Annotated in this window: 23 protein-coding genes and 2 tRNA genes; 15 read left to right on the forward strand and 10 right to left on the reverse strand. The window is 64.5% G+C overall.

Features of this window, described 5'->3' with window-relative positions:
* Positions 1 to 191 precede the first annotated feature (191 nt).
* The 6 genes from GGD61_RS02060 to GGD61_RS02085 all read left to right on the forward strand — a co-directional run bounded on the left by GGD61_RS02060 (position 192) and on the right by GGD61_RS02085 (position 5,659).
* On the forward strand, positions 192 to 1,610 hold the full coding sequence (locus GGD61_RS02060; RefSeq protein ID WP_018322070.1) for a circularly permuted type 2 ATP-grasp protein: 1,419 nt from the start codon (positions 192 to 194) through the stop codon (positions 1,608 to 1,610).
* A gap of 4 nt (positions 1,611 to 1,614) precedes the next feature.
* Positions 1,615 to 2,559 (forward strand): alpha-E domain-containing protein, encoded by a 945-nt coding sequence (locus GGD61_RS02065; protein WP_018322069.1) that lies wholly within the window; start codon positions 1,615 to 1,617, stop codon positions 2,557 to 2,559.
* Between the two features lie 119 nt (positions 2,560 to 2,678).
* On the forward strand, positions 2,679 to 3,527 hold the full coding sequence (locus GGD61_RS02070) for a transglutaminase family protein (RefSeq protein ID WP_026202673.1): 849 nt from the start codon (positions 2,679 to 2,681) through the stop codon (positions 3,525 to 3,527).
* 68 nt (positions 3,528 to 3,595) lie between these two features.
* The gene (locus tag GGD61_RS02075) at positions 3,596 to 4,003 is read left to right on the forward strand and encodes a carboxymuconolactone decarboxylase family protein (protein WP_092259187.1); all 408 of its coding nucleotides are present in this window, start codon (positions 3,596 to 3,598) and stop codon (positions 4,001 to 4,003) included.
* A 114-nt stretch (positions 4,004 to 4,117) separates the two neighbouring features.
* A complete protein-coding gene (locus tag GGD61_RS02080; RefSeq protein ID WP_092259186.1) occupies positions 4,118 to 4,876 on the forward strand; it encodes a proteasome-type protease in 759 nt (252 codons plus the stop codon).
* Between the two features lie 24 nt (positions 4,877 to 4,900).
* Positions 4,901 to 5,659: an SDR family oxidoreductase gene (locus tag GGD61_RS02085; RefSeq protein ID WP_018322065.1), complete on the forward strand. Its 759-nt coding sequence runs from the start codon at positions 4,901 to 4,903 to the stop codon at positions 5,657 to 5,659.
* Between the two features lie 209 nt (positions 5,660 to 5,868).
* Here the strand turns inward: GGD61_RS02085 and GGD61_RS02090 are convergent, their stop codons facing one another.
* On the reverse strand, positions 5,869 to 7,107 hold the full coding sequence (locus GGD61_RS02090; RefSeq protein ID WP_092259363.1) for an MFS transporter: 1,239 nt from the start codon (positions 7,105 to 7,107) through the stop codon (positions 5,869 to 5,871).
* Positions 7,108 to 7,267: 160 nt separating this feature from the next.
* Here GGD61_RS02090 and GGD61_RS02095 point away from each other — a divergent pair, with 160 nt between their 5' ends.
* Positions 7,268 to 8,518, forward strand: coding sequence for a NupC/NupG family nucleoside CNT transporter (locus tag GGD61_RS02095; protein ID WP_092259185.1), 1,251 nt, complete (start codon positions 7,268 to 7,270; stop codon positions 8,516 to 8,518).
* A 107-nt stretch (positions 8,519 to 8,625) separates the two neighbouring features.
* On the opposite strand, the gene GGD61_RS02100 is transcribed toward GGD61_RS02095, so the two are convergent.
* Positions 8,626 to 9,843 (reverse strand): rhomboid family intramembrane serine protease, encoded by a 1,218-nt coding sequence (locus tag GGD61_RS02100; protein WP_244550706.1) that lies wholly within the window; start codon positions 9,841 to 9,843, stop codon positions 8,626 to 8,628.
* A gap of 322 nt (positions 9,844 to 10,165) precedes the next feature.
* Positions 10,166 to 10,693 carry a cupin domain-containing protein gene (locus tag GGD61_RS02105; protein ID WP_092259183.1) on the reverse strand — a complete coding sequence of 176 codons (528 nt, stop codon included), beginning with the start codon at positions 10,691 to 10,693 and terminating at the stop codon, positions 10,166 to 10,168.
* Positions 10,694 to 10,912: 219 nt separating this feature from the next.
* Here GGD61_RS02105 and GGD61_RS02110 point away from each other — a divergent pair, with 219 nt between their 5' ends.
* On the forward strand, positions 10,913 to 13,042 hold the full coding sequence (locus tag GGD61_RS02110) for a tetratricopeptide repeat protein (protein ID WP_183229967.1): 2,130 nt from the start codon (positions 10,913 to 10,915) through the stop codon (positions 13,040 to 13,042).
* Between the two features lie 197 nt (positions 13,043 to 13,239).
* Here GGD61_RS02110 and GGD61_RS02115 read toward each other — a convergent pair whose 3' ends face one another.
* On the reverse strand, positions 13,240 to 13,527 hold the full coding sequence (locus GGD61_RS02115; RefSeq protein WP_028141201.1) for an usg protein: 288 nt from the start codon (positions 13,525 to 13,527) through the stop codon (positions 13,240 to 13,242).
* Between the two features lie 379 nt (positions 13,528 to 13,906).
* Between GGD61_RS02115 and GGD61_RS02120 the strand changes: the two genes are divergently transcribed.
* Together GGD61_RS02120 and groL are read left to right on the forward strand one after the other, a co-directional pair.
* On the forward strand, positions 13,907 to 14,221 hold the full coding sequence (locus GGD61_RS02120; RefSeq protein WP_018322058.1) for a co-chaperone GroES: 315 nt from the start codon (positions 13,907 to 13,909) through the stop codon (positions 14,219 to 14,221).
* 47 nt (positions 14,222 to 14,268) lie between these two features.
* Entirely contained in the window at positions 14,269 to 15,909 is a 1,641-nt protein-coding gene (gene groL, locus GGD61_RS02125; protein WP_092259181.1) for a chaperonin GroEL, read from the forward strand.
* Between the two features lie 196 nt (positions 15,910 to 16,105).
* Here the strand turns inward: groL and lepB are convergent, their stop codons facing one another.
* From lepB to GGD61_RS02150, 5 genes are all read right to left on the reverse strand, one after another.
* Positions 16,106 to 16,855, reverse strand: a complete 750-nt coding sequence (gene lepB, locus GGD61_RS02130) for a signal peptidase I (RefSeq protein WP_092259180.1) — start codon at positions 16,853 to 16,855, stop codon at positions 16,106 to 16,108.
* A 160-nt stretch (positions 16,856 to 17,015) separates the two neighbouring features.
* Entirely contained in the window at positions 17,016 to 18,179 is a 1,164-nt protein-coding gene (locus tag GGD61_RS02135) for a slipin family protein (RefSeq protein ID WP_092259179.1), read from the reverse strand.
* Between the two features lie 333 nt (positions 18,180 to 18,512).
* Positions 18,513 to 18,578, reverse strand: a tRNA-Lys gene (locus GGD61_RS02140).
* A 7-nt stretch (positions 18,579 to 18,585) separates the two neighbouring features.
* A tRNA-Leu gene (locus GGD61_RS02145) sits at positions 18,586 to 18,657 on the reverse strand.
* Between the two features lie 188 nt (positions 18,658 to 18,845).
* Positions 18,846 to 19,685: a LysR family transcriptional regulator gene (locus GGD61_RS02150; RefSeq protein WP_092259178.1), complete on the reverse strand. Its 840-nt coding sequence runs from the start codon at positions 19,683 to 19,685 to the stop codon at positions 18,846 to 18,848.
* Between the two features lie 130 nt (positions 19,686 to 19,815).
* On the opposite strand from GGD61_RS02150, the gene GGD61_RS02155 reads away from it, so the two are divergent.
* The 3 genes from GGD61_RS02155 to GGD61_RS02165 all read left to right on the forward strand — a co-directional run bounded on the left by GGD61_RS02155 (position 19,816) and on the right by GGD61_RS02165 (position 22,511).
* Positions 19,816 to 20,409, forward strand: coding sequence for a cysteine hydrolase family protein (locus tag GGD61_RS02155; protein WP_092259177.1), 594 nt, complete (start codon positions 19,816 to 19,818; stop codon positions 20,407 to 20,409).
* An 11-nt stretch (positions 20,410 to 20,420) separates the two neighbouring features.
* Positions 20,421 to 21,050: a glutathione binding-like protein gene (locus tag GGD61_RS02160; protein ID WP_092259176.1), complete on the forward strand. Its 630-nt coding sequence runs from the start codon at positions 20,421 to 20,423 to the stop codon at positions 21,048 to 21,050.
* 111 nt (positions 21,051 to 21,161) lie between these two features.
* A complete protein-coding gene (locus GGD61_RS02165) occupies positions 21,162 to 22,511 on the forward strand; it encodes a caspase family protein (protein ID WP_092259175.1) in 1,350 nt (449 codons plus the stop codon).
* A 30-nt stretch (positions 22,512 to 22,541) separates the two neighbouring features.
* On the opposite strand, the gene GGD61_RS02170 is transcribed toward GGD61_RS02165, so the two are convergent.
* Entirely contained in the window at positions 22,542 to 23,633 is a 1,092-nt protein-coding gene (locus tag GGD61_RS02170) for a DUF2778 domain-containing protein (RefSeq protein ID WP_177237226.1), read from the reverse strand.
* 662 nt (positions 23,634 to 24,295) lie between these two features.
* Between GGD61_RS02170 and GGD61_RS02175 the strand changes: the two genes are divergently transcribed.
* On the forward strand, positions 24,296 to 24,814 hold the full coding sequence (locus GGD61_RS02175) for a FecR domain-containing protein (protein WP_177237225.1): 519 nt from the start codon (positions 24,296 to 24,298) through the stop codon (positions 24,812 to 24,814).
* Positions 24,815 to 24,890: 76 nt separating this feature from the next.
* A complete protein-coding gene (locus GGD61_RS02180; RefSeq protein ID WP_092259172.1) occupies positions 24,891 to 26,777 on the forward strand; it encodes a CHASE2 domain-containing protein in 1,887 nt (628 codons plus the stop codon).
* Positions 26,778 to 26,925: the final 148 nt, after the last annotated feature.

A 26,925-nucleotide genomic window follows, 5' to 3' on the forward strand; every position in this document is an offset into this window, starting at 1 on the left:
CAGCCATTTTTTCAGGCAAGCCGCCGGCCATCCCCGACAAATGCTGCCAGTCCATGCTTATCGCGCTGGCCCGGCCCTTGCTACCACATGAAAGTCATGCACTCTTGCCGCATGGTCAGGACGTTGCGGCTTCACCAGAGCCTGGCGACCTGTCCATTGGCGCAACGCCTTGCGGAGAACAGTCGGCATCTATGGCAGTCGCGTTTGATGAAATGAATATTCCCGGCGGGGACCTTCGCCCCGCCTATCAGGAGCTGGCGCGCTGGCTCAAGGAGACGCCTCCCGAGGCGCTTGAATATCGCCGCCAGGAGGCCGAGCTGCTGTTCCGCCGCATCGGCATCACCTTCGCGGTCTATGGCGAGGCCGAGTCCACCGAGCGCCTGATCCCCTTCGACGTGATCCCGCGGATCATGTCGGGCAAGGAATGGGCACTGCTGGAGAAGGGCCTGAAGCAGCGCGTGCGCGCGCTCAACATGTTTCTGCGCGACATCTATCACGGCCGCGACATCCTGCGCGCCGAGATCGTGCCCGACGATCTGATCTTCCAGAACCCGGTCTTCCGGCCCGAGATGAACGGCCAGCAGGTGCCGCACGACGTCTACGTGCACATCGCCGGCATCGACATCGTCCGGGTCGATGCCAACGACTTCATCGTGCTCGAGGACAATGCGCGCACGCCCTCCGGCGTGTCCTACATGCTGGAAAACCGCGAGATCATGATGCGGTTGTTTCCGGATCTGTTCGCCCGCCACAAGGTGGCGCCGGTCGAGCGCTATCCGGACGAGTTGCTCTCGGCGCTCCGCTCCGTCGCGCCGCTCAGCGCCTCGGGCGAGCCGACCGTCGCCCTGCTCACCCCCGGCGTCTACAACTCGGCCTATTACGAGCACTCCTTCCTCGCCGACAAGCTCGGCATCGAGCTGGTCGAGGGCCGCGATCTCATCGTCAAGAACAACGAAGTGTTCATGCGGACGACCGAAGGCGTGAAGCGGGTCGACGTAATCTATCGCCGCGTCGACGACGACTTCCTCGATCCGCTCACCTTCCGTCCCGATTCCGTGCTCGGCGTGCCCGGGCTGATGTCGGCCTATGCGGCCGGCAACATCACGCTCGCCAACGCCGTCGGCACCGGGATTGCCGACGACAAGGCGATCTACTCCTACATGCCGGATATCGTGAAATTCTATCTCGGCGAGGAGCCGATCCTGAAGAACGTGCCGACCTGGCGCTGCCGCGAGCCGAAGGACCTCGCCTATGTGCTGGACAATCTGAGCGAGCTCGTCGTCAAGGAAGTGCACGGCTCCGGCGGCTACGGCATGCTGATCGGGCCCGCCGCGACCAAGGCCACGATCGAAGCGTTCCGCGAGAAGCTCAAGCGCGAGCCCGAAGGCTTCATCGCCCAGCCGACGCTGGCGCTCTCGACCTGTCCGACTTGCACCGCAACCGGCCTCGCCCCGCGCCATGTCGATTTGCGGCCCTTCGTGCTCACCGGCAGCAAGAGCACCACCATCGTGCCGGGCGGCCTGACGCGCGTCGCGCTGAAGGAAGGCTCCCTGGTGGTGAATTCGAGCCAGGGCGGCGGCACCAAAGACACCTGGATCCTGGACGAGTAGTCAGATGCTGTCGCGTACCGCCGAAAACCTCTACTGGCTCGCCCGCTACGTCGAACGGGCCGAATATCTCGCGCGCACCATCGATGCGACGCTGCGCGTCACCGCGCTTCCCGCCGCCTATGTCGGCAAGACCAATGAATGGGACTCGGCGCTGCTCACCGCCGGCGTCGCCGCCAGCTTCTATCAGACCTACGAGGAAGCCAACGAGCACAACGTCGTCGATTACCTCTCGTTCTCCGTGGACAATCCATCCTCGATCAGGAACTGCATCGAGGCGGCGCGGCTGAACTCGCGCTCGGTCCGCACGGCGCTGACCAGCGAGATGTGGGACACCATCAACTCGGCCTGGATCGAGCTTCAGGCGGTGTGGAGCAAGGGCACCTCGACGCGCGAGGACCTCGCAAAATTCCTGCGCTTCGTCCAGGAGACCTCGCTGCGTTTCGACGGTTCGGCCTACCGGACCATGCTGCGCAACGACGCCTACTGGTTTTCGCGGATGGGCGTGCATCTGGAGCGCGCCGACAACACCGCGCGCATTCTCGACGTGAAGTATCACGTGCTGCTGCCCGAGGAGGAGCATGTCGGCGGCCCGCTCGATTTCTATCAGTGGAGCTCGATCCTGCGCTCGGTCTCGGCGCTGACCGCCTATCACTGGGTCTATCGCGAGACGCTGAAGCCGTGGCTCATCGCGGACCTGCTCATCCTCAACGACACGCTGCCGCGCTCGCTCGCCAGCTGCTACGGCAATCTCGTGCGCAACCTCGACCAGATCGGCGTCGCCTATGGCCGCCAGGGCCCGGCCCAGCGCCACGCCCGCGGCATCCGTAACCGGCTGGAACACAGCAATATGAACGACATCTTCCAGCATGGCGTGCATGAATTCATTCAGGAATTCATCACCGACAATTCCAGGCTGGGCGAAATCATCACGAAGCAGTATTTGATCTGATGAACGCCGTCATTCCGGGATGGTCCGAAGGACCAGACCCGGAATCTCGAGATTCTCAAGTGCGCAATACGCACTAGAGTTCGATGCTGACGCATCGCCCGGAATGGATCAAAACCACCATGCGCCTGCGAATCCTGCACACCACGACCTATCGCTACGAGCCGGCAGCCACCAGCGTAATCCAGATCCTGCGCATGACGCCCGGCAGCCATGACGGGCAATATGTGGCGGAATGGCAGATCGACGTCTCCACGGACACCAAGCTCGACACCCACGAGGACGCCTTCGGCAACGTCACCCATGTGCTGTCCTGCGGGCCTGTCGGCGACATCAAGATCACCGCCGAAGGCCTGATCGAGACCCACGACACCGGCGGCGTGCTGCGCGGGACCGACGAGCGCTTTCCGGCCGGCATGTTCTTGCGTGCCACCGACCTCACCTCCGTCAATCCGGCGATGATGGCGGTTGCGCGCCAATTGCGCAGCGAGGCCGAGAGCGACACGCTCGGCTTCCTGCATACGCTGATGACCGAGATCGCCGATCACATGACGTTCGACGAGGACCCGACCAACAGCGGCACCTCGGCGGCGGAGGCGTTCACGCTCAAGCGCGGGGTCTGCCAGGACTACGCGCACATCTTCATCGCCTGCGCCCGCGCCGGCGGCGTGCCGGCGCGCTTCGTCTCCGGCCACTTCCTGCGCGCGGACGGCACGGTGCATCAGGACGCCGGTCACGCCTGGGCGGAAGCCTTTGTGCCCGATCTCGGCTGGGTCGGATTCGATCCCGCCAACAGCATCTGCGCCACCGACGCCCATGTCCGCGTCGCGATCGGGCTCGACTATCTCGGCGCAGCCCCGGTGCGCGGCACCCGCTATGGCGGCGGCGCTGAGACGCTGGCCGTGGCCGTGAAGGTCGAGCAGGCCGGCCGCGGCGGGCCGTCGCAATCGCAATCCCAACGGCAGAGCTAGGCGCAGCCGTTCGAGCGCATCGGTCGTGCTACACTCGCGGGGATCGAAGCTGCCCCCCGCGAGGTACCATGGCCACCGTAAAACTGCTTTCGGACGATGAACTCTCCACCGAAGCGCGCGCCGTCTTCGACGATATCCGCAAGGTGCGAAAGTCGGACTTCGTCAACAATTTCTGGCGCGCGCTGGCGCATGATCCGAAGACGCTGCGGCGGACCTGGGAAAGCATCAAGGAGGTGATGGCTCCCGGCGCGCTCGATCCCAAGGTCAAGGAAATGCTTTATGTCGCGGTTTCGATCGCGCATGGCTGCAGCTACTGCATTCACTCCCACACCGCCGCCGCGCGGGCCAAGGGCATGACCGAGGCCGAATATGGCGAGCTGCTCGCCATCGTCGGCATGGCCGCGGAGACCAACCGGCTGGTCACGGCGCTCGGCGTGCCGGTCGACGAGGCGTTTCTCGTCGATGCCGCGGATTGAGCGGCAGAGCTGGCTGCCACGCCCCGGAATGACGACCTTCCCCCGGGAATCGGGGGTTGGACCGGCTCCCGAAATTCGCTAGTAATTCCGCGCAAACGCGTTCGGGGACTGGAAATGACCTATTGTTGCGGAATCCTGGTTCGGGACGGTCTGGTGATGATCGCCGACACCCGCACCAATGCCGGCCTCGACAACGTCTCGACCTTCCGCAAGCTGCACATCTTCTCAAAGCCCGGCGAGCGCATCATGGCGATCGCCAGCGCCGGCAACCTCGCCATCAGCCAGTCCGTGCTCTCCACGCTGACCGAAGGCCTGGAGGACCCCAACACGGGCGAGGTCGAGACGCTGATGAACGCGCCGACCATGTTCCAGGCCGCCCAGCGCATCGGCCGGGCGATCCGCGCGGTGCACGCGACCGAGGGCCCGGCGCTGAGATCCGAGGACGTCTCGTTCGACGTCTCCTTCCTGTTCGGCGGCCAGATCAAGGGCTCCCGAATGCGCCTGTTCATGATCTACACCGCCGGCAATTTCATCGAGTGCACGACCGATACCCCGTACTTGCAGATCGGTGAGCACAAATACGGCAAGCCCGTGCTCGACCGCGCCATGCATTACGACGTCGAGCTCTACGAGGCGCTGAAGACCGGCCTGATCTCGATGGATTCGACCATGCGTTCGAACCTCGGCGTCGGCCTGCCGATCGACGTGCTGGTGGTGCGCGCCGATGCCTGCGATGCAGATCTCAACCATCGCATCGAGGCCGGCGAGCCCTATTTCCACGATCTGCGCTCGCGTTGGTCGGCGGCGCTGCGCGCGGCGCACCAGAACATTCCACGGCCGCCCTACAAGAACGAAAAAGAACCTAAAACCTGACAGCATGAGAAAAGGCAGGAAACAATGAGTGAAGCAAACAAGATCGCAGTGGTGACGGGCGCCGGCACCGGTGTCGGGCGCGCCGCGTCGCTGGCATTGATGAACACCGGCTTCACCGTGGTGCTGGTGGGTCGCCGGCTCGACATGCTCGAGGAGACGGCGAAGCTCGGTCCCGCCGGGAAAAGCCTGTGCGTCACCGCCGACATGACCAAGCCGGATTCCATCGCCGCACTGTTCGACAAGGTGAAGGCCACCTATGGCCGGCTCGACGTGCTCTTCAACAATGCCGGCATGGGCGCTCCCGCGGTGAACTTCGAGGACCTCAGCCTCGAGCAGTGGCAGGCGGTGGTGAACACCAACCTCACCGGCCCGTTCCTGTGCACCCAGCACGCCTTCCGCATCATGAAGGACCAGACCCCGCGCGGCGGCCGCATCATCAACAACGGCTCGATCTCGGCGCATGCGCCGCGCCCATTCTCGGCGGCCTACACCTCGACCAAGCACGCCATCACCGGTCTGACCAAGGCCAGCAACCTCGACGGCCGCATGTACGACATCGCGGTCGGCCAGGTCGACATCGGCAATGCCGCCACCCCGATGACCGATCGCATGGTCAACGGCCCCGGCGTGCTGCAGCCGGACGGCACCACCAAGCACGAACCGCGCATGGATGCGAAAGCGGTCGGCGATGCCGTGGCCTACATGGCCGGCCTGCCGCTCGACGCCAACGTGCTGACCATGACCGTCATGGCGACCAAGATGCCGTTCGTCGGACGGGGCTGAACTCAAAACTGCGAAAACAACCCCATGCACAGTAGGCGTCAAGAGGCGCCTGCTGCTGCTTGGCTACGGGGGTGACGCGAGTTAAGTCCACGAGCTATCTCAACAATCGTCATTGCGAGCGCAGCGAAGCAATCCAGTATGCTTCCGAGGCAAGATTCTGGATTGCTTCGTCGCTTCGCTCCTCGCAATGACGTGGAGAGAGCGGAGGCCTACTCCAAGCTCTCCACCTGCCGCAGGCTGGGAAACAGCTTCATCCAGAGCAGCGCCACCGCAACCGTGGCAACGCCGCCGAGCACGGCGGCCGGCATGGCGCCGAGCAGCGCGGCGGCCACACCGCTTTCGAACTGGCCGAGCTGGTTCGAGGCGTTGATGAAGAGGAAGTTCACCGCGCCGACCCGGCCGCGCATCTCGTCGGGCGTGGACAGCTGCACCAGCGAGAAGCGGATCACGACGCTGATCGTGTCGGCGGCACCGAGCACGGCGAGCGCGAGCACCGACAGCCACATCCAGGAGGACAGCGCGAACACGATCGTGGCGAGGCCGAACACGATCACGGCCTGGAACATGCGCAGGCCCACGTGCCTGGAGATGGCGTGGCGCGCCAGCACCATGGTCATCAGGAGCGCGCCGACCGCCGGCGCGGCACGCAGCACGCCGAGCCCGACCGGCCCGGTCTGGAGGATGTCACGGGCATAGATCGGCAACAGCGCGGTGACGCCGCCGAACAGCACCGCGAACAGGTCGAGCGAAATGGTGCCGAGGATGGCCGGATTGCTGCGAATGAAGCGAACGCCGGCGAAGACGTTGTCCGAGTCCATCCCCTCCTTCGCGATCGCCTGCGGACGCGGCCGGATGAAGCCGGTCAGGATCATGCCGAAGATCCAGAACAGTACCATCACGGCGTAGGCGAGATGCGGGGAAACCGCATAGGCGAAGCCGCCGAGCGCCGGCCCGGTGATGGTCGCGACCTGCGCCGCGCCGCTGGAGACGGCGGTGGCGCGCTGAAGCGAGCCCTGCGGCGCGATCAGCGGCAGCAGCGCCGCCGTGGTCGGGCTCTCGAACGCGCCGGCAATGCCGAGCACGAAGGTCGCGATGAATATCTGGATCTCGCCGACCGCGCCGAGATAGGTGATGATTGCGAGATAGAGCGCGGTCGCCGCTTCAACGAGTTGGCAGAGCTGGACCACGCGCTTGCGCTCATAGCGGTCGGCGGCGTGGCCAGCGACGAACACCAGGAGCGCGGTAGGCAGGAACTGCACGAGGCCGACCATGCCGAGGTCGAAGGCCGAGCCGGTGAGATCGTAGATCTGCCAGCCGATCGCGACCGCCGCGATCTGGCTGGAAAAGCGCGACAGGCTGCGCGAGAGCAGGAAGAACAGGAACGCGCGATGGGCGAGAAGCGCGCGGGCGCTGACCGGCGGGTGTCCGGATATTGGCTGCTCTGGCATCGCCTTTTGGGTCACCCTCGGACCGCTCGCCCCCTCACTGTCGAAGGCCCCCGCGTGGCCGAGGCGGACCCGCTTGTCAACAGTGGGGCGCCTCTGGCGGTCCTCGGCATTGCCTTTGCAGCGCAGGCACGGCCATAATCATTGAGGGTTTGGGGACATCATGCTGCGCTTGCAATCGGCACTCGGCATTTTCGCATTGCTGTTGATCGCCTTCGCGTTGGCGGAGAATCGGCGCGCGGTGTCGCTGCGGCAGGTGGCGATCGGCCTCGTCGCCACCTTCGTCACGGCGATCGTGCTCCTGAAGCTGCCGGTCGTCGCGCACGCCTTCGGCGCCATTAATGACGCGGTCGGTGCGATCTCGGCCGCCTCGCGCGCCGGCTCCGCCTTCGTGTTCGGATATGTCGGCGGCGGCGCCCTGCCCTTCGACGTCAAGGTGCCTGGCGCCGATTTCATCCTGGCGTTCCAGGCGCTGCCGATCGTGCTGGTGATGAGCGTGCTGACGACGCTGCTATTCTACTGGCGCGTGCTGCCGCCGATCGTGCGCGGCATGGCCTGGCTGCTGGAGCGGACGCTCGGTGTCGGCGGTGCGGTGGGCCTTTCGACCGCCGCGAACATCTTTCTCGGCATGGTCGAGGCGCCGCTGTTCGTGCGGCCCTATCTGAAGCAGATGACCCGCAGCGAATTGTTCCTGGTGATGACCGGCGGCATGGCGGGCATCGCCGGCACGGTGCTGGTGCTCTATGCGACGCTGCTGGCGCCCCACATTCCTGACGCGGCCGCGCATTTCGTCATCGCCTCCGTGCTGGGCGCGCCGGCAGCGATCCTCGTCAGCCTGATCATGGTGCCTGAAACCTCCGACACGCGTACCGGCGGCACGCTCGAAGATCCGGAGATGGAGGTCTCCAGCACGATGGATGCGATCGTGAAAGGCACCAGCGCGGGGATCGAGCTGCTGATCAACATCGTCGCCATGCTGCTTGTGCTGGTCGCGCTGGTCTATCTCGTCAACGCTATGCTCGGCCTGCTGCCGAACGTTGGCGGCGCCGCGATCTCGTTACAGCGCCTGCTGGGCCTGGTTATGGCGCCGGTGTGCTGGCTGATGGGATTGCCATGGGATCAAGCGGTGACGGCCGGTAGCCTGATGGGCACTAAGACCGTGCTCAACGAATTGATCGCCTATGTCGACTTCTCGAAGCTTCCGGGTGATGCGCTCGACCCGCGCTCGCGCCTGATCATGCTGTACGCAATGTGCGGCTTCGCCAATTTCGCCAGCCTCGGCATCATGATCGGCGGCCTCGGCGTGATGGCGCCGGAGCGGCGCGAGGAGATCAACGCGCTGGGATTGAAGTCGATCGTATCGGGGACGCTGACGACTTGCTTGATGGGCGCGGTCGTGGGTGTGTTGTCTTGATGCCGTAGCCCGGATGAGCGCAGCGATATCCGGGATCAGCTTCGCCGCGGAGAGACTTTCCCGGATGCCGCTACGCTCTCATCCGGGCTACGAACCGGTCATTCCGGTCAACCGCACAATTTCGACTTCTGCAAGATGCGGCGCACCTCGGCCAGCTTGGCACGGCACGGCTCGGCCGCCATGGCTTTCGCCTCGCTTTCCCGTCCCTGCGCCCATAGCAACACCGCCATCAGGCCCTGTGCGCCGGAGCGCACCGGCCCACCCGCCACATCCGAAGCTGCGAGCGACATGGCGGTTCGCGCCTCCGTCTCCGCCGACCTCAGGTTGGCTTGTTCCAAGAAGAAGACCGCGCGGAACACGTGAGCCCGCGCGTCTTTCGGGTAGCGGGTGACGAGGTCGAAAGACCGGCTGACCATCTCGTCGGACTTCGTCGGCACTTCCGATGCGCGGATATAGTGCACGGCATCGGCCATGTAGGACGAATAATGCACGGCGGCGAAGCCGGCGCAGATCAGAGATCCGAGGGATGCTGCAAGCAACGTCATGCCGGCGCTCCGCGGCAGGCTGTCATAGGACCAGAAGGCGAGCCACGGCGTGATCGCAAGCGCGGCGCCGGCCACCGCGCCACCTGCATGGGCATAATAGTTGACATTGCCCGAGACGCCGAAGGCCAGCGGCAGCAGTGCGGGCACGCCGAAGAAGAGCGACGTCTTCAATCGCGATATGGTTTGATCGGCGTCCGCTTCGGGATCGAAGCTCGCGACGAACAGTGCGGCGATGAGCCCGGTAATGGCGCCGGACGCGCCGACGCCCACGGTGCCGGGGCCATTGCCCAGCAGAGAGCCGACCTCACCCGCCACTGCACTGGCGACGAAGATCAGCGCAAACCAGCCACGGCCGATCAGAGACTCCAGCCTGACGCCGACGATGAACAACCCAATGCAGTTGCTGATGAGGTGCCACCCGCTGCCATGCAGCAGCGGCGCAAGGCCAATCCTCCACCACTCTCCTCGTCCGACAACGAGATCGTAACCGGAGGCACCCTGAGCGATCAGCGAGCGGACATCGAGGTCACCGTCCCGCGCAACGTCGATGGCGAGACTGCGTTGCAGAGCGAAGATCAGAAGCAGACCAAAAATCAGGCCAATGGTGAGGAAAGGGATATCGGCCAAAAGCTTGTTGTCGCCAAAAAGCGTCCCCTCACTAGGCAAGGCCTGAGCGGGGTCGCGCACGATCTCCCGAACGATCGGCGCGGCGACGGGTTGAAATGACGCTCTTGAGGGCGGGGCCGCAACGCCGCGTCGGCCAAAAGTGTTGGTCGCCATGAAAGCACTCCCGCGTTTTCACAGCTTTGAGTTGACGGGAGAGGTATTTTCGACTGGTTAGCGCCCGCCCTGCGGAACAGCTGAAACCATCCGGCTGGTAAGTGCCCGGTTTCGCAGATCTGGTGCTTTTTAGCGATCGTGACGGGAACGCTGACGACGTGTTTGATGGGCGGTGGTGGGGGCTGGAGTAGCGATGGTCCTGTAGCCCGGATGGAGCGCAGCGCAATCCGGGAAGGTCTGCGTCGTCGCATGCGGCCCCGGATTACGCTCCGCTCCATCCGGGCTACGAACCGTCATCGCAATGATAAGGAGAGAGATTGGCCTACGCCTTCAACTCCACCGTCTTGAATTCCGCCGGCAGGATTACCTCCAGCAGTTCGACGTCATCCGAATAATCCAGGATCATGTGCTTGATCTTCGGCGGCTGGGTCCAGGCGCTGCCTTCCTTCATCAAGGTCTCGCCTTGCCCGTCCATATAGGTCTTCACCCAGCCCTTGAGCACGTAGACCATCTGGAAGTCGACGTCGTGAAAATGCAGCTTCGACACCTCGGCCGGATCGCAAGGACCTTGCAGCCGGATCACGTGCGCTTGCGCGAGGCCGTGGCTTGCGTCGGCGATGCCGAGGTCGCGGTATTTCGCGTAAGCGCGCAGGCCATCGGCCTTGAAGTCTTCCTCGCGGTGATGGCTGATCGCGATGCGCTGCCTGGGCCGCGCGGGCTTCTTCGGCGCGGCGGTGCGGGCCTTCGCCTTCACCGACTTGCGTGCCGAAGATCGCGCCGCCGCTTTGGCGCCGCTCCGCTTCTTCACTGCGGTCTTGTTTGCGGGTCTTGATGCCTTTTGCTTGGCCATTGTCAGCCTCCCTGATCTGAGCCGCGCCCGCCGGACGGGTACAACCCGAGCACAGATTATCCAGTCTTGGATGAGGCGGCAATTGCCGGGCGCGAGGCTGGCGGCTCGATGACACGATCGGTCGTAGCTTGTCCCAAGCTGTCATGGCGAACGGCCGTCGTCTCGTATTCGCTCTCCCGCTGAATTAATCTCGAAGAGAGATTCTGGGGGATTGAAGCCATGGGCAACAGCGTAGGTCAGCGTGCATTTCAAAATGCCCGACTGCAGAAACGGCAAAAAGCCGAAGTGCTGCCGTTGCTCGGGCATGCGCTCCAGCTACACAAGATGGGGCTTCTCCCCGAGGCCCAGGCCGCCTATCGGCAACTCCTGCAGCTCGCGCCCAACCAATTCATGGCGCTGCACATGCTCGGCGCTTTGGAGTCTGATGCCAAGAACTTTCAGCAAGCCGAAATCCTGCTGAGCCGAGCGGTCGCCGTGGATCCGCAATCTGCCGATGCACATATGAGGCTGGGCGTCGCGTTCAACGGGCTGCGGCGTCACGACGAGGCCTGCGCGAGCTATCGAAAGTCCCTCGCCTTGCGGCCCAACCACGCCGCAACCCTCTCCAATCTCGGTAACGCGAGCGTGGCCCTCGATCTTCACGAGGAGGCGCTCCATAGCTACGACAAGGCGATCGCACTCAACGCAAGCCTTGCCGAAGCCCACAACGGCCGGGGTTGGGCGCTGTGCCGTCAGCGCAATTATGACGAGGCCATCGCAAGCTTGAACCGCGCGCTGTCGATCAAGCCCGACTATGCCGCGGCGCTGGCGAACCGTGCCACGGCTTTACGGGAACTTCAGCGATTTGACGAAGCCCTGGCAGACGGCAATCAGGCAATTGCGCTGGCACCCGACGACGCGAATGGGTGGCTCGCGCGGGCCAGTGTCCTGCTCCAGATCCAGCAAATTGCCCACGCATCCCACGACTGCCAGCAGGCGCTCGCGATCGATCCCGATTCCGTTCAAGCTCACCTGGTGCTGGGTCTTTGCCTCGCCGGACTTGGCCGGGTCAATGAGGCCCTCGCCAGTTTCGACAGAGCCCTCGACATCCAGCCCGACCTGCAGAGCGCGATCTCCAACAAGATATTCACGCTCGATTTTGCGGGGGACGCCACCGTTGAACGGCATCAGCAGGCGCGTCAGGTGTGGTGGGAGCGTGTCGGCGCGAAAATCGCTTCAGGCGCGGGGAGCCCGCATGACAACAGCCGCGATCCGGACCGCCGTCTGGTGCTCGGCTATGTCTCGTCGGATTTCAACGCGCATTCGGCTGCGTTGATTTTCAAGCCGGTGCTCCAACACCATGACCGGGCACAGTTCGAGGTCGTGTGCTACGCCTGTTCGTCGAAAGTGGATGCGACGACCGGCGAATTTCAGGGGATCGCTGATTGCTGGCGCGACGCCTCGCAATGGACCGAAGATCGCCTCGCCGCCGAGATCCGCGCCGACGGCGTCGACATCCTGATCGATCTGTCCGGCCACACCAGAGGCAACCGCCTCGGCGTGTTCGCGCGCAAGCCTGCACCGATCCAGGTGCACGGCTGGGGTCACGGCACCGGCACCGGGCTGCCGACGATCGATTATCTGTTCTCGGACCCGGTCGCGATTCCTTTCGAGGTTCGGCATCTGTTTGCGGAGACCGTCGTCGACCTGCCGTGCTTCGTGACGCTGGCCTCGCTGCCGACCGAGATTCCGCGGGCACCAACGCCGGCGATCTCGAACGGCTTCGTCACCTTCGGCGTCTTCAACCGCATCAGCAAGATTTCGGACGAGGCAGCGCAGGTCTGGTCCAGGATTCTCGAGCGGGTGCCGGGGTCGCGACTGCTGATCAAGGATGTTGCGCTGGATGACCAGCTGGTCCGCGAAAATTTGCTGGCGCGGTTCGAGGCTTGCGGATTGCCGGCCGAACGCGTCGATCTGCTCGGCGCCACCTTGCGAAGCGAACATCTGGCATCGTTCAATCGCGTCGATATCTGCCTCGACCCGTTCCCGCAGAATGGCGGCGTCAGCACATGGGAAGCCTTGCAGATGGGCGTGCCGGTGGTGGCGAAGCTCGGCAACAGCCTGCCCAGCCGTGCTGCCGGCTCCATCCTCACCGCACTTGGCTTGCCGGACTGGGTCACGGACAGCCATGAGACGTATATCGAAATCGCAACGAGCCGAGGTTCGCAAATTGGCGAGCTCGACAGGTTGCGCCGCGAGCTGCCCGACAAGATCCGGGCCGCAGCCGCCAGCAACCCCGTCTCATACGGGCGAGCGGTAGACGAGGCCTATCGCGCGATGTGGAGACGCTATTGCAGCGAGGGCGCCTGATCGCCCCTCAGGTGATCACGGGAATAGCGCGTTCGCCCGGCGCAGCTGCAACGGAGATATCGTAGGGTAGGCAAAGCGACTTGTCCGCCGTAGCTCGAAGAGCGAAGGCGGAAGCATGCCCACCTTCCGTGCGCGATCATGGATGGTGGGCACGGCGCTTAAGCGCCTTTGCCCACCCTACGAGACCGATGTTCGCCTCAATGCAGCCGGAACACGCCATCCACGGCGCGCAGCTCCGCCGGCTTGATCAGCTTGGAGTGCGCGACGGTGACCGAATGGAGGGGACCGTCGAGCTTTTCCTGCCAGAAGGCCAGGAAATCCTTCAGCGCCGGGAATTTCGGAAACATGTCGTAGTTCTGCCAGACGTAGGTCTGGAGCAGCGAGGGATGATCCGGCATCCGGTAGAGGATTTGCGCCGTCGTCAGCCCGTAACCTAGAAGCTGTTTCCGGAAGTCCTCGGAAACGCCCCCACTCCGTACGCCCATGCCAACCTCCTTTGCAGGAGCGCATTCAAGGGGCGGCCTGGTCGGTGTGCGCCTGACGAGCCACCCGGTACTGATGCGCTCACATGAGAGAAATGTGACGCAAACTGACAACCCATCTCAAGCCCAAAAGTTTAACAAGCTGTTGAAATTCAATGCGTTAGCAGCAGAGGCGGCACCGTGCTAATACGGGCCCGGCCTCGGTTAACGATGGAAAAGAGATTCTGGCAGTCCGCGCTTCCGGGTGCTGATTTTTCTGCTAGAAGCCCTTGCTCCCACAAAATTCCTGTCCTATTTCAGCTTCGCTCGTGCTAGCACTCGCGGGCATCGACTGCTAACATCCCTTGAAACATCAATCTGAGCAAATGCTTAGGAGGACTGCATGAAATTCCGTCCGCTTCACGACCGCGTCGTGGTCAAGCGCATCGACGCAGAAGAGAAGACCGCTGGCGGCATCATCATTCCCGACACGGCCAAGGAAAAGCCCTCGCAGGGCGAAGTCGTCGCCGTCGGCCCCGGTGGCCGCGACGAAGCCGGCAAGCTGATCCCGATCGACCTGAAGGTCGGCGACCGCGTGCTGTTCGGCAAGTGGTCCGGCACTGAAGTCAAGATCGACAGCCAAGACCTGCTGATCATGAAGGAAAGCGACATCATGGGCGTTCTCGACGTCCCCGCTTCCAAGAAGAAGGCGGCCTAAGAGCCTCTCTTTCCCTCCAGTCAAACATTATCCAAGGAAAATTCCAGATGGCAGCCAAAGAAGTCAAATTCTCGGTTGAAGCGCGCGACAAGATGCTGCGCGGCGTCGACGTTCTCGCCAACGCGGTGAAGGTCACGCTCGGCCCGAAGGGCCGCAACGTCGTGCTCGACAAGTCGTTCGGCGCTCCCCGCATCACCAAGGACGGCGTCACCGTCGCCAAGGAGATCGAGCTCGAGGACAAGTTCGAGAACATGGGCGCGCAGATGGTGCGCGAAGTCGCCTCCAAGTCCGCTGACGCGGCCGGCGACGGCACCACCACCGCCACCGTGCTGGCCCAGGCGATCGTGAAGGAAGGCGCCAAGTCGGTTGCCGCCGGCATGAACCCGATGGACCTGAAGCGCGGTATCGACCTCGCGGTCGAAGCCGTGGTTGCGGACCTCCAGAAGAACTCCAAGAAGGTCACCTCGAACGACGAGATCGCCCAGGTCGGCACCATCTCGGCGAACGGCGACCAGGAGATCGGCAAGTTTCTCTCCGACGCCATGAAGAAGGTCGGCAACGAGGGTGTCATCACCGTCGAGGAAGCCAAGTCGCTCGAGACCGAGCTCGACGTCGTCGAGGGTATGCAGTTCGACCGCGGCTACATCTCGCCCTACTTCGTCACCAACGCCGACAAGATGCGCGTTGAGATGGACGACGCCTACATCCTCATCAACGAGAAGAAGCTCTCCTCGCTGAACGAGCTGCTGCCGCTGCTCGAGGCCGTGGTGCAGACCGGCAAGCCGCTGGTCATCGTCGCCGAGGACGTCGAAGGCGAAGCGCTCGCGACCCTGGTCGTGAACCGCCTGCGCGGCGGCCTGAAGGTCGCGGCCGTCAAGGCTCCGGGCTTCGGCGATCGCCGCAAGGCCATGCTGCAGGACATCGCGATCCTGACCGGCGGCCAGGCGATCTCGGAAGATCTCGGCATCAAGCTCGAGAACGTCACGCTCAACATGCTCGGTCGCGCCAAGAAGGTGATGATCGACAAGGAGAACACCACGATCGTCAACGGCGCCGGCAAGAAGGCCGACATCGAGGCGCGCGTGGCCCAGATCAAGGCGCAGATCGAGGAGACCACCTCGGACTACGACCGTGAGAAGCTCCAAGAGCGTCTCGCCAAGCTCGCGGGCGGCGTCGCGGTGATCCGCGTCGGCGGCGCGACCGAGGTCGAGGTGAAGGAGCGCAAGGATCGCGTTGATGACGCGATGCATGCGACCCGCGCGGCTGTGGAAGAAGGCATCGTCCCGGGCGGCGGCGTCGCCCTGCTCCGTGCCTCCGAGCAGCTCAAGGGCCTGCGCACCAAGAACGACGACCAGAAGACCGGCGTCGAGATCGTGCGCAAGGCGCTGTCGGCTCCCGCCCGCCAGATCGCGATCAACGCCGGTGAAGACGGCTCGGTGATCGTCGGCAAGATCCTGGAGAACAAGGCCTACAATTACGGCTTCGACTCCCAGACCGGCGAATATGCCGACCTCGTCAAGAAGGGCATCATCGACCCGACCAAGGTGGTCCGTACCGCGATCCAGAACGCTGCCTCGGTGGCCGCGCTCCTGATCACCACGGAAGCCATGGTCGCCGAGCTGCCCAAGAAGGGCGGCGCCGGCCCCGCGATGCCCCCGGGCGGCGGCATGGGCGGCATGGACTTCTAAAGTCCAACCACCTCTTAAGAACTACGAAACCCCGGCAGCGATGCCGGGGTTTTTGTTTGGGACGACGTTCTCGCGGAACGGCGGCTCGTAGCCGGATGGAGCGAAGCGCAATCCCGGACATCTCGTGCGACGCAGGCAGCCTTCCCGGATTACGCTTGTGCTCCATCCGGGCTACGAACCTCCGTCATTCCGAGCCTCACTCCACCTTCCCCAACCGCTCCATGCGCGGCTCGCCATCTTCGTCGAGCGACCAGAAGATCCGCGTCAACTTGCCGACGAGATTGTCCATCGGCACGAAACCGAACGCCGACATCATGCGGCTGTCGGTGGAATTGTCGCGGTTGTCGCCGAGCACGAAGAAATGGCCCGGCGGCACCGTGAAGACGTTGGTGTTGTCGAGGAATGCGTTGTCGAGGCAGTCGTTGGTGACATAGGACGCGCCGCTCGGCAGCGTCTCGCGCCAACGCTTGACCCTGACGCCGCCATCCCCACCGCAGGCGTTGTCGGCGAGCCCGTCCTCGAGCGCGACGCGCGTCACTGGCCGGTCGTTGAGGATGAGCTGGCCCTGCCGCATCTGGATGCGGTCGCCGGGCAGCCCGACCACGCGTTTGACGTAGTCGGCCGAGGTATCCTTCGGCGTACGAAACACGACGATGTCGCCGTATTCCGGGTCGGCGGCGAAGACGCGGCCCGAGATCCAGGATGGCGCGAAGGGAAAGGAGTAGCGGCCGTAGCCATAGGCATATTTCGCGGCGAAGACGTAGTCACCGACCATCAACGTCGGCGCCATCGAATTGGAGGGGATGCTGAACGGCTGATAGAGGACGAAGCGAAACAGGATCAGCGGGGACCACAGCACCGGGACCAGCAGGATCAGGATGATGATCACCTTCCACTCCCGCGATCGCGCCGTCGGCGGCCGGATGGTGTCCTGAAGAATCGTCATGCGCCTGCCCTGATCAAACCCATAGTCATCGCGAGATTACGCAACCTTCGCGCGCGTGCAATCCCACTTCCGTGATTTTGGTCGCACAGACGCGACTCCGCGTTCATTGCAAGCGACGACGACGGATATATGAAAGGCCGCCCGTGGGCGGCCCTTCGTTTCATGCACTCTCAGGCGCCTTGAGGCGCACGAGCCGGGTCAGGAGAGCATCGAGGCCCTCGCCGTTGCCGGCGTGGAGATCGATGCGGCCGACCTTCTCGACCAGCCGCTCCAGCGACTCCAGCTCCTTGAGCCGCAGCAGCAGGGGGTTCTCCTCCATCAGGCGGGCGGTGTTCAGAAGCGAACGCGTCGCCGCGGTCTCCTCCTGGCGGCGGATCAGGTTCGCCTTGGCGACCCGCTCCGCCTCCACCACCTTGTTCACCAGCTCCCGGATCTCGCCGGGCAGGATCACATCCTTGACGCCGAGCTCGGTGACCTCCACGCCAGAGTCCGCGACGCGTGCGCGCACATAGTCGCGCAGCTCCGCATCCAGTGCCGCCTTCGCGGACAGCACCTCGTCCAGCGTCCGGCCCGCGACCGCTTCGCGGATCGCGAACTGCACCAGGCGGTACAGCCACGCATCCACGTCGGGCACGGTCGCAACCGTCCGCTCGGGATCGACCACCTTACGGAACGCCGTCAGCGTCACCCGCAGCGCGATGCGGTCCTTGGTCAGCATCTCCTGCGCGGTGATCTCGACCGCCTGGGGCCGCAGGTCGAGGCGCTTCACCTCGATCTTGCGGCCGACGGTCCAGAAGGCGTGCCGGCCGGGCACGAGCCGCTCCACGAGCCGGCCCTCGACGTAGAGCAGGCCCGCCTCGTGGTTCTCGACCACCGTCTCCGACGTGACGGCCGAGCGGTTACGCTCGATCATGGCCAGATGGCGCGCGCCAACCCTGACATCGCTGGACACATCGATGCGCTCGACATCGACGCTCGTTGCGACCTTCCAGTAGACGCGCACCTGCCAGGGCGTCATTAGATGCACGGGCCGGCCGTCGAGGCTGACGATGGCGATCTCGTCCGCCTTGGTCTCGACCGCCTCGAACAGCTCGGCGGCCAGATCAGGCCGTGCGGCCTTCAGCACCGCGTAGCGATCCGCAGAGAATTCGCTGCGGACCACATCGAGCACCTCGGCCTTGAGCTCGTGCAGGGGATCGAACAGACGGTGCCTGCCGGGCGCGAGCACGCGCACGAGCTGCCCGTTGCGCGTCAGCAACGCCCGCTCGCCATCCTTGACCGTCACGTTCAGCATCAGCAAATGCCAGCCCTTGTTCGAAGTCATGGCACGCCTCCATCGTTTTGCGTCCGGCCGGATGCCGGACAACAGGTTTCGTTTGCAAAGGATTTGAGGACGCGGACGACGCTTCCTGAGAGATCGACGGGCCGAGGCTTGAGCTCGCATGACGACGGGCGCACGCGCGCGATCGCGCGACGGATGTCGCGCGGCCGAGCGGAGCCACCCGGCATCAACGCAAGCGGTATCTACCCGCGGCGCAAAGCCGGTCTCACAGTGTCTAGGTTCGGACGGAAAGCCTTGCGGCAAAACGGCCGGACTGCGACTGAAGCGCGCGTCCGGTCCTCGTCAGAGGTGTCAGTTTTTCAGGCTGACCCGTAGCGCTGGAGCGGGATTCGAACCCGCGTCACGATGATTAAACGTCATCTGCTCTACCACTGAGCTATCCTTTGGTTGGTACAAGAAATCGGAATCGAACCGATGCCTCCGGATTTTACTCCGGCGCTCTCCATGAGCTACATCCTGCGTCTTCATTCGGCGGAACACGAGACCGGAGACCGGATCGCGCCAGCCGGGATCTCAGAGAGCCCGGACACATGGCCTAGCGAAGGAGCGGGCTAATAGACGAGGCACGTTCGGGTTGCAAGGGGGCAGTTCAGGATTTTTCGTCGCACCATGCGCACTGTGACGCGATGATCACAGCGCGTCGTGACGTCAGGGGCGCGCGATGTCCTGGAAACACGCCCTCACCCAGTCGATCGTCACGCGTGTCGCCGGATCGCGCTTGAGGTGGTTCTGCACCAGCAGCCAGACGTCGCGCCGCCTCGGCAGCAGCGTCGCGCGCAGGCTGCGGTCGGCGAGCAGGCCTTCGCAGCTGTGTTCGGGCAACACGCCGACGGCCTGATGCGACTGGATCATGGTCCTGATGATGCGGACGTTGTCGGTGATGCAGCGAACGTTCGTCAGCCGCTTCGCGCGCAAGAACTGCTGTTCGGGAATGGTGTCGAGCTCATCGGGATAGATGCAGGCGACCGGCTCCCCGCCGGCGCGGTCGGCGGGCTCGAAGAAATACAGCCTGACATCGCCCAGCTTGGAGATGGTGAAGTCGCCCTTCTCCGGCTTGCGCAGGCGAATGGCGAGGTCGGCCTGCCAGCGCGAGAATTTGACGTTGCCGCTGGACGTCAGGAATTGCAGGGTCAGGCCGGGATGATCGCGCAGGAAGCTGCTCGCGTGCGGCGCCAACAACTCTTCGGCGACCGCGTTGGTCGAGGCGATGCGCAGACGGCCGACCGGGCCGGGCTGGCTCTCCTTGATGCGATCGATCGCCGCGACGTGGGCGGCCATCGCGCCGACATGATCGAGCACCGCCTCGCAATGGCGCGTCGGACGGCGCTGGCCGTCCACGGCATCGAACAGCAGCACCCCGAGATCGCGCTGAATGCGTGCGAGCCGGCGGCCGACGGTGGTCTCGTCGATGCGCAGCCGCGCGCTGGCGCCGGCATAGGTGCCCTCGTCCCTCACCGCGGCAATGATGCGCAGATCGTCCCAGTTCATCCGGGCGAGCCTAGCAGGCGATGCCGTATCCTGCAAATCTGCAGCCGTAAGCTGCAATAGTCCTGCACAATGGCAGGCCCATGCTGCGCTAATGTGACGCCATCCGATCTCCCTGGAAGGCCTGACCAGCATGACCGCTCCCAAGACCCTGCTCGAACTCGCCGGCGCCGATCTCGATCCGCCGAAGCTCAACGAGGCCTGCCTCGTGCTGATCGACATCCAGAATGAATATTGCGCCGGCCCGTTGGCCCTTCCCGATGCACAGCCGGCGATCGCCGCGGCGGCGCGCCTGCTGGCGCGGGCACGGGAGAGCGGCGCTGCGATCATCCATGTCGCGCACAAGGGCCGCGCCGGCGGCCTGTTCGACCGCGAGGCGGCGCGCGGCGCGATCGTCGATCGCCTGACGCCGCAAGCAGGCGAGCCCGTGATCGAGAAAGCGCTGCCGAACTCATTCGCCGGCACCGATCTGCAAGCCCGGCTTGCCGCGAGCGGATGCAAGAACATCGTGCTGGCCGGCTTCATGACCCACATGTGCATCTCCTCGACCGCCCGCGCCGCGCTCGATCTCGGCCTGCGAACGACGATCGCGGCCGATGCCTGCGCCACTCGCGACCTGCCGGACGGCCGCGGCGGCACACTGGACGCCCGGACGATTCACGAGGTCGCGCTGGCCGAACTCTCGGACCGCTTCGCGATCATCGCGCGCAGCGATGCGCTGATTTGACGGAGCATCCGATGCTGCAACTCTATTTCTTTCCGATGGCCTGCTCGCTCTCGAGTCGCATCGCGCTGATGGAGGCCGGTATCGAGGCGCAGTATCACCTTGCCCATATCTGGACCAAGCAGGTCGTGGACGACGGCAGCGATTTCCTCGGCGTGTCGCCGAAGGGCGCGGTGCCGGTCCTGGTGCTGGAGAACGGCGAACGGCTGACCGAGAGCGCGGCGGTGCTGCAATACATCGCCGACGTGAAGCCCGAGCGCGGCCTTGCGCCGCTGACTGGCGACGTTGATCGCTATCGCCTGCAGGAATGGCTGAGCTTCATCGGCGCCGAGATCCACAAGGCGTTCCTGTTTCCGACCTTCTGGTACAAGGACGACGGCTCGCTCGCCAAGCCGCGCGCCAGAATCGCGCAGACATTGTCGGTGCCGTCGGCGCATCTGGCGGAGCGCGAATTCCTCGTCGGTGACAGCTTCACCGTCGCGGATGCCCACCTCACCTGGGCCTTGCTGCTGCTCCGTCCCGCCGGCGTCGACATCGCGCAATGGCCGCCCTTGTCAGCCTATCTCGGGCGCATGCAGGCGCGGCCGGCCGTGCGGGAAGCGATTGCGACCGAGATGGCCCTGCGCAAAGCGATGGCAGCGTGATCGGACGCCACGGTCGCGAAATCTGAGCGTTTTCCCAGCGAGGGCATTGAAGTCGGCGCGGCATGCGCTAATCTGGAGGGATATTTTTCGATATTTTCTTGGAAGGCATTCATGCGTGCTCTTTCCAGATTGTGCTCATCTTTATTTTGCCTGGGCCTCCTCGCCGGCTGGCTGTCTCCCGACACTGCATCTGCGGACACGCGGGTGGCACTGGTGATCGGCAACGGCGCTTATGCCTCGACGGCGCAACTTCCCAACCCGTCACACGATGCCGAGGACGTCGCGGCCTCGCTCAAGCGCAGCGGCTTCGAGGTGCTCCAGGGCATCGATCTGCGCCAGGCCGACATGCAGGACCTGACCATCCGCTTCGCGCGCGCCGCGAGCAGAGCTGACGTCGCCATATTCTATTACAGCGGCCATGCGATGCAGTACAACGGCGTGAACTATCTGATGCCTGTCGACGCCACGCTCACCGATGAGGCCGACCTCAAGCGTTTCGTGCGGGTCGACGACATCGTGAACGATCTGCAGCAAGCCAAGAACCTTCGCATCCTGGTGCTCGATTCCTGCCGCGACAATCCGCTGGCGGAAACTCTCAAACGCTCAGCGACGCGGGCCGCCTCGATCGGGCGCGGCCTGTCCAAGGTCGAAGCGCCGCGCGGCACGATCGTGTCGTTCTCGACGCAATCGGGGCAGACCGCGGCGGACGGCGTCGGCCGCAACAGCCCCTACACGACCGCGTTCCTCAAGCACATCGAAGAGCCGCAGGAGATCGGCGATGTGTTTCGCGACATCAGCAGCGACGTCTATGATGCCAGCGGCAAGACGCAGCTTCCGGAGCTGTCGCTGTCGATCATCGGCAAGTTCTACCTAAACGGGCCGGTGTCGGTCACGATCGCACCAGGGGCTGCGCAAGTCGCGCCGCGGGCCGACCCTTGCGCATCCGCGGAGGCGCACTGGAAGGCTGCCGACACCATCGGCACCGCCAGCGCCTTCGAGGACCATCTGACGCGATTTTCCAGCTGCAGCTTCGCCAGTCTCGCCAAGGCGCGGATCGAGGGCCTGAAGCAAAAGGTGGCGCTGGCGCCTGCGACCAACACCCGCGCCGGCGGCAGCAAGGACTTCGACGGCAGCTGGGACGTGACGCTGAACTGCCCGGCTTCCGGCAAGGCGCAGGGCTTCACCAGGCCCCTCGCCGGCACCGTGACCAACGGTGTGTTTCACGCCGAGGCCCAGAGCAAGGACGGCGTCAACCGCCTGGAGATCGACGGCCAGATCCCGGCCGACGGCAAGACGACGTTGAGCGCGCGCGGCACAACAGGGGCAAGCGCGTACACCCTCAACAACCTTGCGCCCGGCTCGCCTTACGCCTTTACGGTCGACGCGCAGTTCGATCGCACCCGCGGCAGCGGCAAGCGCAACGAGGCGCGCGCCTGCAACCTGGTTTTCGTCAAACGCTGATCGTGCAGAAAGCGTGAGGCGCGCTGCGCCTCACTCCACCCGCGCCAGCACCGCGAGCTTGCGGATGCCCTTGTTGCGGTAGGCGTCGAGGAACGCGTAATAGTCCTTGAACGACACGCAGCCGTTGGAATCGCCGTTCGGTCCGAGCATGTAAGTGTGCGCGAGCAAACCGTCGCGGCCGTAGATCGCGCTCTCGCCGCCGATGGGGGTCAGGCGCAGCGCGGGCACGCCGTGGAACAGCGCCTCGCGCGGCTTCAGCGTGTAGATGTGCGGCGGCGTCACGCCGCGCATGCGGGTGCGCTGCGAGCGCGGATCGTCGAGACTGGAGCCGAGGCCGGAATGCGCCTCGAGCTTGGTGCCGTCGGGCAGATACACCGTCTTGGCAGTGATGTCGTAGACCGCGGTGTCACGCTCATAGGGCGGCGCGCCGCCGAACATCGGGTTCTGCTCCTTCGGCGCGATGGAGGCGGTCACGCTGGCATCGGCCGAGGCGTAGGCCAGCAGCCCGCCGGACGGCTCGCGCTTGCCCCAGAGTTTTTCGACCATCGACTGCCGCGGACCGGTGATCGACATCACCGCGGCCTTGGCGCGATCGGCGAACGACTTCTTCGCTTCCGGTGCCGGCACGATCTGGGCCGGATCGGCCGAGGCGAGCTGCATCTGGGCATCCGGCGCGCGCTTGGCCTTGTCCCCGGTCTTGTCAGCGGTCTTCTCAGCAATTTTGGCCGGGGCCGACGGCTTCAGTGCTTCCGCGACCTTCGCGATCACGCTCTGCTTCGGCGCGTCCTTGGCCACCGCAACCTGGGTCGCCGGCGCCGCGCTGGCCGCGTTCGATGCCACGCCTTGGGTCGCAGCGGCAGCAAAGCGCTCGTTGAACATCTCGCGGGAGATCGGGGCGGCGACCTGCAACCGGTCCGGCAGGAGCGCAAAAGCTTCCTTGATGGCGTCGCCAGCCTCGCGCAGCGCTACCTTGGGCGCACGCTTGATCACCGGCTCGTCGTAGCCAATGCCGCCGACGGTCGGATAGACGCTCGCGCCGAAGACGTTGCTGTAGATGGTCCAGCCGGCGGCCATCACGACGCAGCCGATAGCCGCGGCGCCAAGCCAATTGGTCGTGGTCATTTTCCGGGAAGACTTCCGAAGAGAATTCTTGGACTTCCGTGCCGCGTTACTATGCGCAGCGATACTCGTACTCATTCGCCTTGCGTCCAGGACGGTGTCACTCAGTCCCCCTTCAAAGTGCCGCTGGTCACGATCCGGGACCAGCATCTCGCAGAGGGTCGGAGCGTCATTAAGGCGACTTTTAGTTAAATGCGGATTAAGTTCGGGCAGATGTGCGGCGGCTCGTTAAGGCTGTCTCATTCTGAGAAAAAAGCCCGCACAACTACGGACTTAGGCGCGTCTGTTAACCATAATTCTCGGCCGGTTCGGCGCATTCAGCGGACCTCTCCGGCCGCCTCTCTAGGGCCACCCAACCAAGTCGTTTTCGTGGCTTTCGATACCCGGAAGATAGCGGGGAACGTTGCGCGGGGCTGGTCCCACTGGCCTTCCCGCCGGCACGTGGGTGACACGAGAACGGCGGCCAAGATCACGCACCTCACACAGCGAGCTCGGACCGCTCACACGGCGACCGCGCCCTGACCGAAAGTTGATCGCACCGCTCTGGAAAAGGCCGAGCCAAGAAAATAGCTGGTAGAGCGGCACTTTTCAGCAGCCTCTGCGTGTGATACGGTACCGTATCAACATCGCCTTGAATTGTGCCGGGCATGCAAACGGAGGCTGGCATGAGAAGGTTCGCGCGCGCCGGATATCTTGCTCTGGCGTCGTCGTTGTTGATGGGATACGCGGCCGCGCAGCCTGCCAACATAGCTTGCACATCGTCGGCCTCGGCCGCGGGTACGCAGACCTGGCGCTGCGACAACGGCATCACCATCGTTGCGGAAAGTGGCGCCAGATTTGAACTAAAGGACGCCAACCGCGACGGACATATTGACTCCGTTGAGTTGAGCAGCAAAGCCCTGCTGGTCGAAGTGCCCACGAAGCCGGGCGGCAATCCCTTCAAGGTGCTGACGCCTCAGGCGATTGCCGCGGTGCGCGGCACCAGATGGGCCGTCGATGTCGCTGAGGCCAAGACCTCCGTCTTCGTCGCCGACGGCCGTGTCGGCGTCAGCCGCAGGGCTCATAGGCGCGGCGTCGTGCTTGGCCCCGGCCAAGGCGTCGACGTGGAAGCGACCGGACCTTTGACGGTAAAGCAGTGGGGCCAGCCGCGCATCGACGCTCTCATGGCAAGACTTGGTCAATGAGACTTGGTCAATAAGACCTGGTCAATAGACCTCGGCCCACAGGCCCCGAAGAAAAAGACGATTGCAGTACGACGTAATGACGAGACGCGTTCAAATCCTGGTGGCACTCGCCCTCACCGCGCTGTGGGGCGCGGGCATCTTTGCCGCGCACGCTGGCGGCCATCTGCGCTTTCTCGACCGCCTCGAAGCAACGCTGACCGATTGGCGAACCCAGGTCCGCGGGGTGCAGCGTCCGCCCGATCTCGTCACCATCGTCGCGATCGACGACACCGTGGTGAAGCGCGGCGGCAGCTATCCGCTGCCGCGCGCCGATCTCGCCCGCGTCGTCGACACCATCGTGCAGTTCAAGCCGAAGGTCATCGCGATCGATCTCCTGCTGGTCGACCGCAGCGCTGCGATCGGCGACGCCACGCTGGCAAACACGCTCGCCAGCGGGCCCATGGTGCTCGCCGCCGCTGCGATCTTCCCTTCCGCCAGCGAAAACGTGGCGCCCGGCAGCGCAGGTCCCCTCGCCGTGCTGCCGCAAGCCGAACGTTTCCTGCTGCCGCTGCCTGCGTTCGCCGACCACGCCGAGGTCGGCATCGTCAATGTCGCGACGGGCCAATCGGGCTCGCCGCTCTCGGTGCCGATGCTGTTTCGGACCCGCGACAAGGTCGAGCTGTCGTTCCCGTTGCGCGTCGCGACGCGCGCGCTCGACAAGCCGCTGACGATCGCACCTGATCATCTTATGCTCGGCGACCGCGCGGTGCCGACCGATACCGACTTCGCGCTGCCGATCACCTATTACGGTCCCCGCCGCACCATCCGCACCGTGAGCGCGCAGAGCATTTTCGACGGCACGCTCAATCGCGCCGCGATCGAGAACCGGATCGTCGTGATCGGCGCCTCGGTCGCCGGCGGCGGCGACTTCTACCCGACACCGTTCGATTCCCTGATGCCCGGCGTCGAGGTGGTCTCGACCGCGATCACCCATCTCGTTGCCGGCGACGGAATCGTGCGCGACCACAGAGTCCATATCGCCGACGCGCTCGCTGCGATCCTGCTGCCGATGCTGCTGGTCGGCCTGCTGGCCTGGCGGCGCAGCGCGCTCGGCATCATGGCGGCGGCCGCGGTGATGATCGCCTGGGCCGGCCTCAACACGTTCGCGTTCACGCATGGCGTCTGGCTGAATGCGGCAACCACGCTCGCCGCCGCAGTGCCGCCGGTTGCGATCTTTGCTGGTGTGCAGCTGTGGGCCGGAGGCCGCCGCACGCAATATCTCGCCGCCAAGAGCAGGTCTCTCGCACAATTCCAGGCACCGGCGGTGCAGGAATGGCTGGCGCGCGATCCGAATTTCCTGTCCAAGCCGGTCCGGCAAGACGCCGCAATCGTCTTCATCGATCTCTCCGGTTTCACGTCCTTGAGCGAACGGATCGATCCGGACGCGCTTCAGGAGATCCTGCAGGCGTTTCACGCGCGGATCGACAAGGCCGCGGTCGATTGCGGCGGCATGATCACAGGCTTTCTCGGCGACGGCGCCATGATCCTGTTCGGTCTGCCGGCCGCGATGCCCGATGACGCCGCGCGCGCGCTCAAATGCGCGATCGACCTGCATCGCGGTGTCGAACACTGGATCGCCTCGCTGCCGTCAGCGATCGGCGGTCAGCTCGGCTTCAAGATCGGCGCGCATTTCGGCGAGATCGTCGCCTCCCGCCTCGGCGAAACTCACCAGCACATCACGGCGACAGGCGACACAGTCAACGTCGCGAGCCGGCTGATGGAAGTCGCCGTCCGGAACGATGCACGACTCGCCCTCAGCAATACGCTGCTGGATACGGCCGACTTCCACGGCGCTCCCGACGGCGTCCTGTCGGGCCCCCTGCTCGCCCAGGTCCGTGGCCGCTCCGGGGTCGTGACCGTGTGGTTCTGGCGCGACCGGGACGGGCCCAAGCAGGCCGCGGCCAAGGCCGAGGCGATCGACTGAGGCGTCGGCCCCGCCGAACACTCTGCTGTCGTCCCGGCGAACGCCGGAACCCATTACCCCAGGGAGAAGTTTGGCGAAGACTAGTAGTGAGCAGGTCTTCGCGCGGTACAAGCACCTGCGCTCATCGATAGATCACGCGGTATGGATC

It is taken from the genome of Bradyrhizobium sp. SBR1B (assembly GCF_014198205.1).
GTDB lineage: Bacteria > Pseudomonadota > Alphaproteobacteria > Rhizobiales > Xanthobacteraceae > Bradyrhizobium.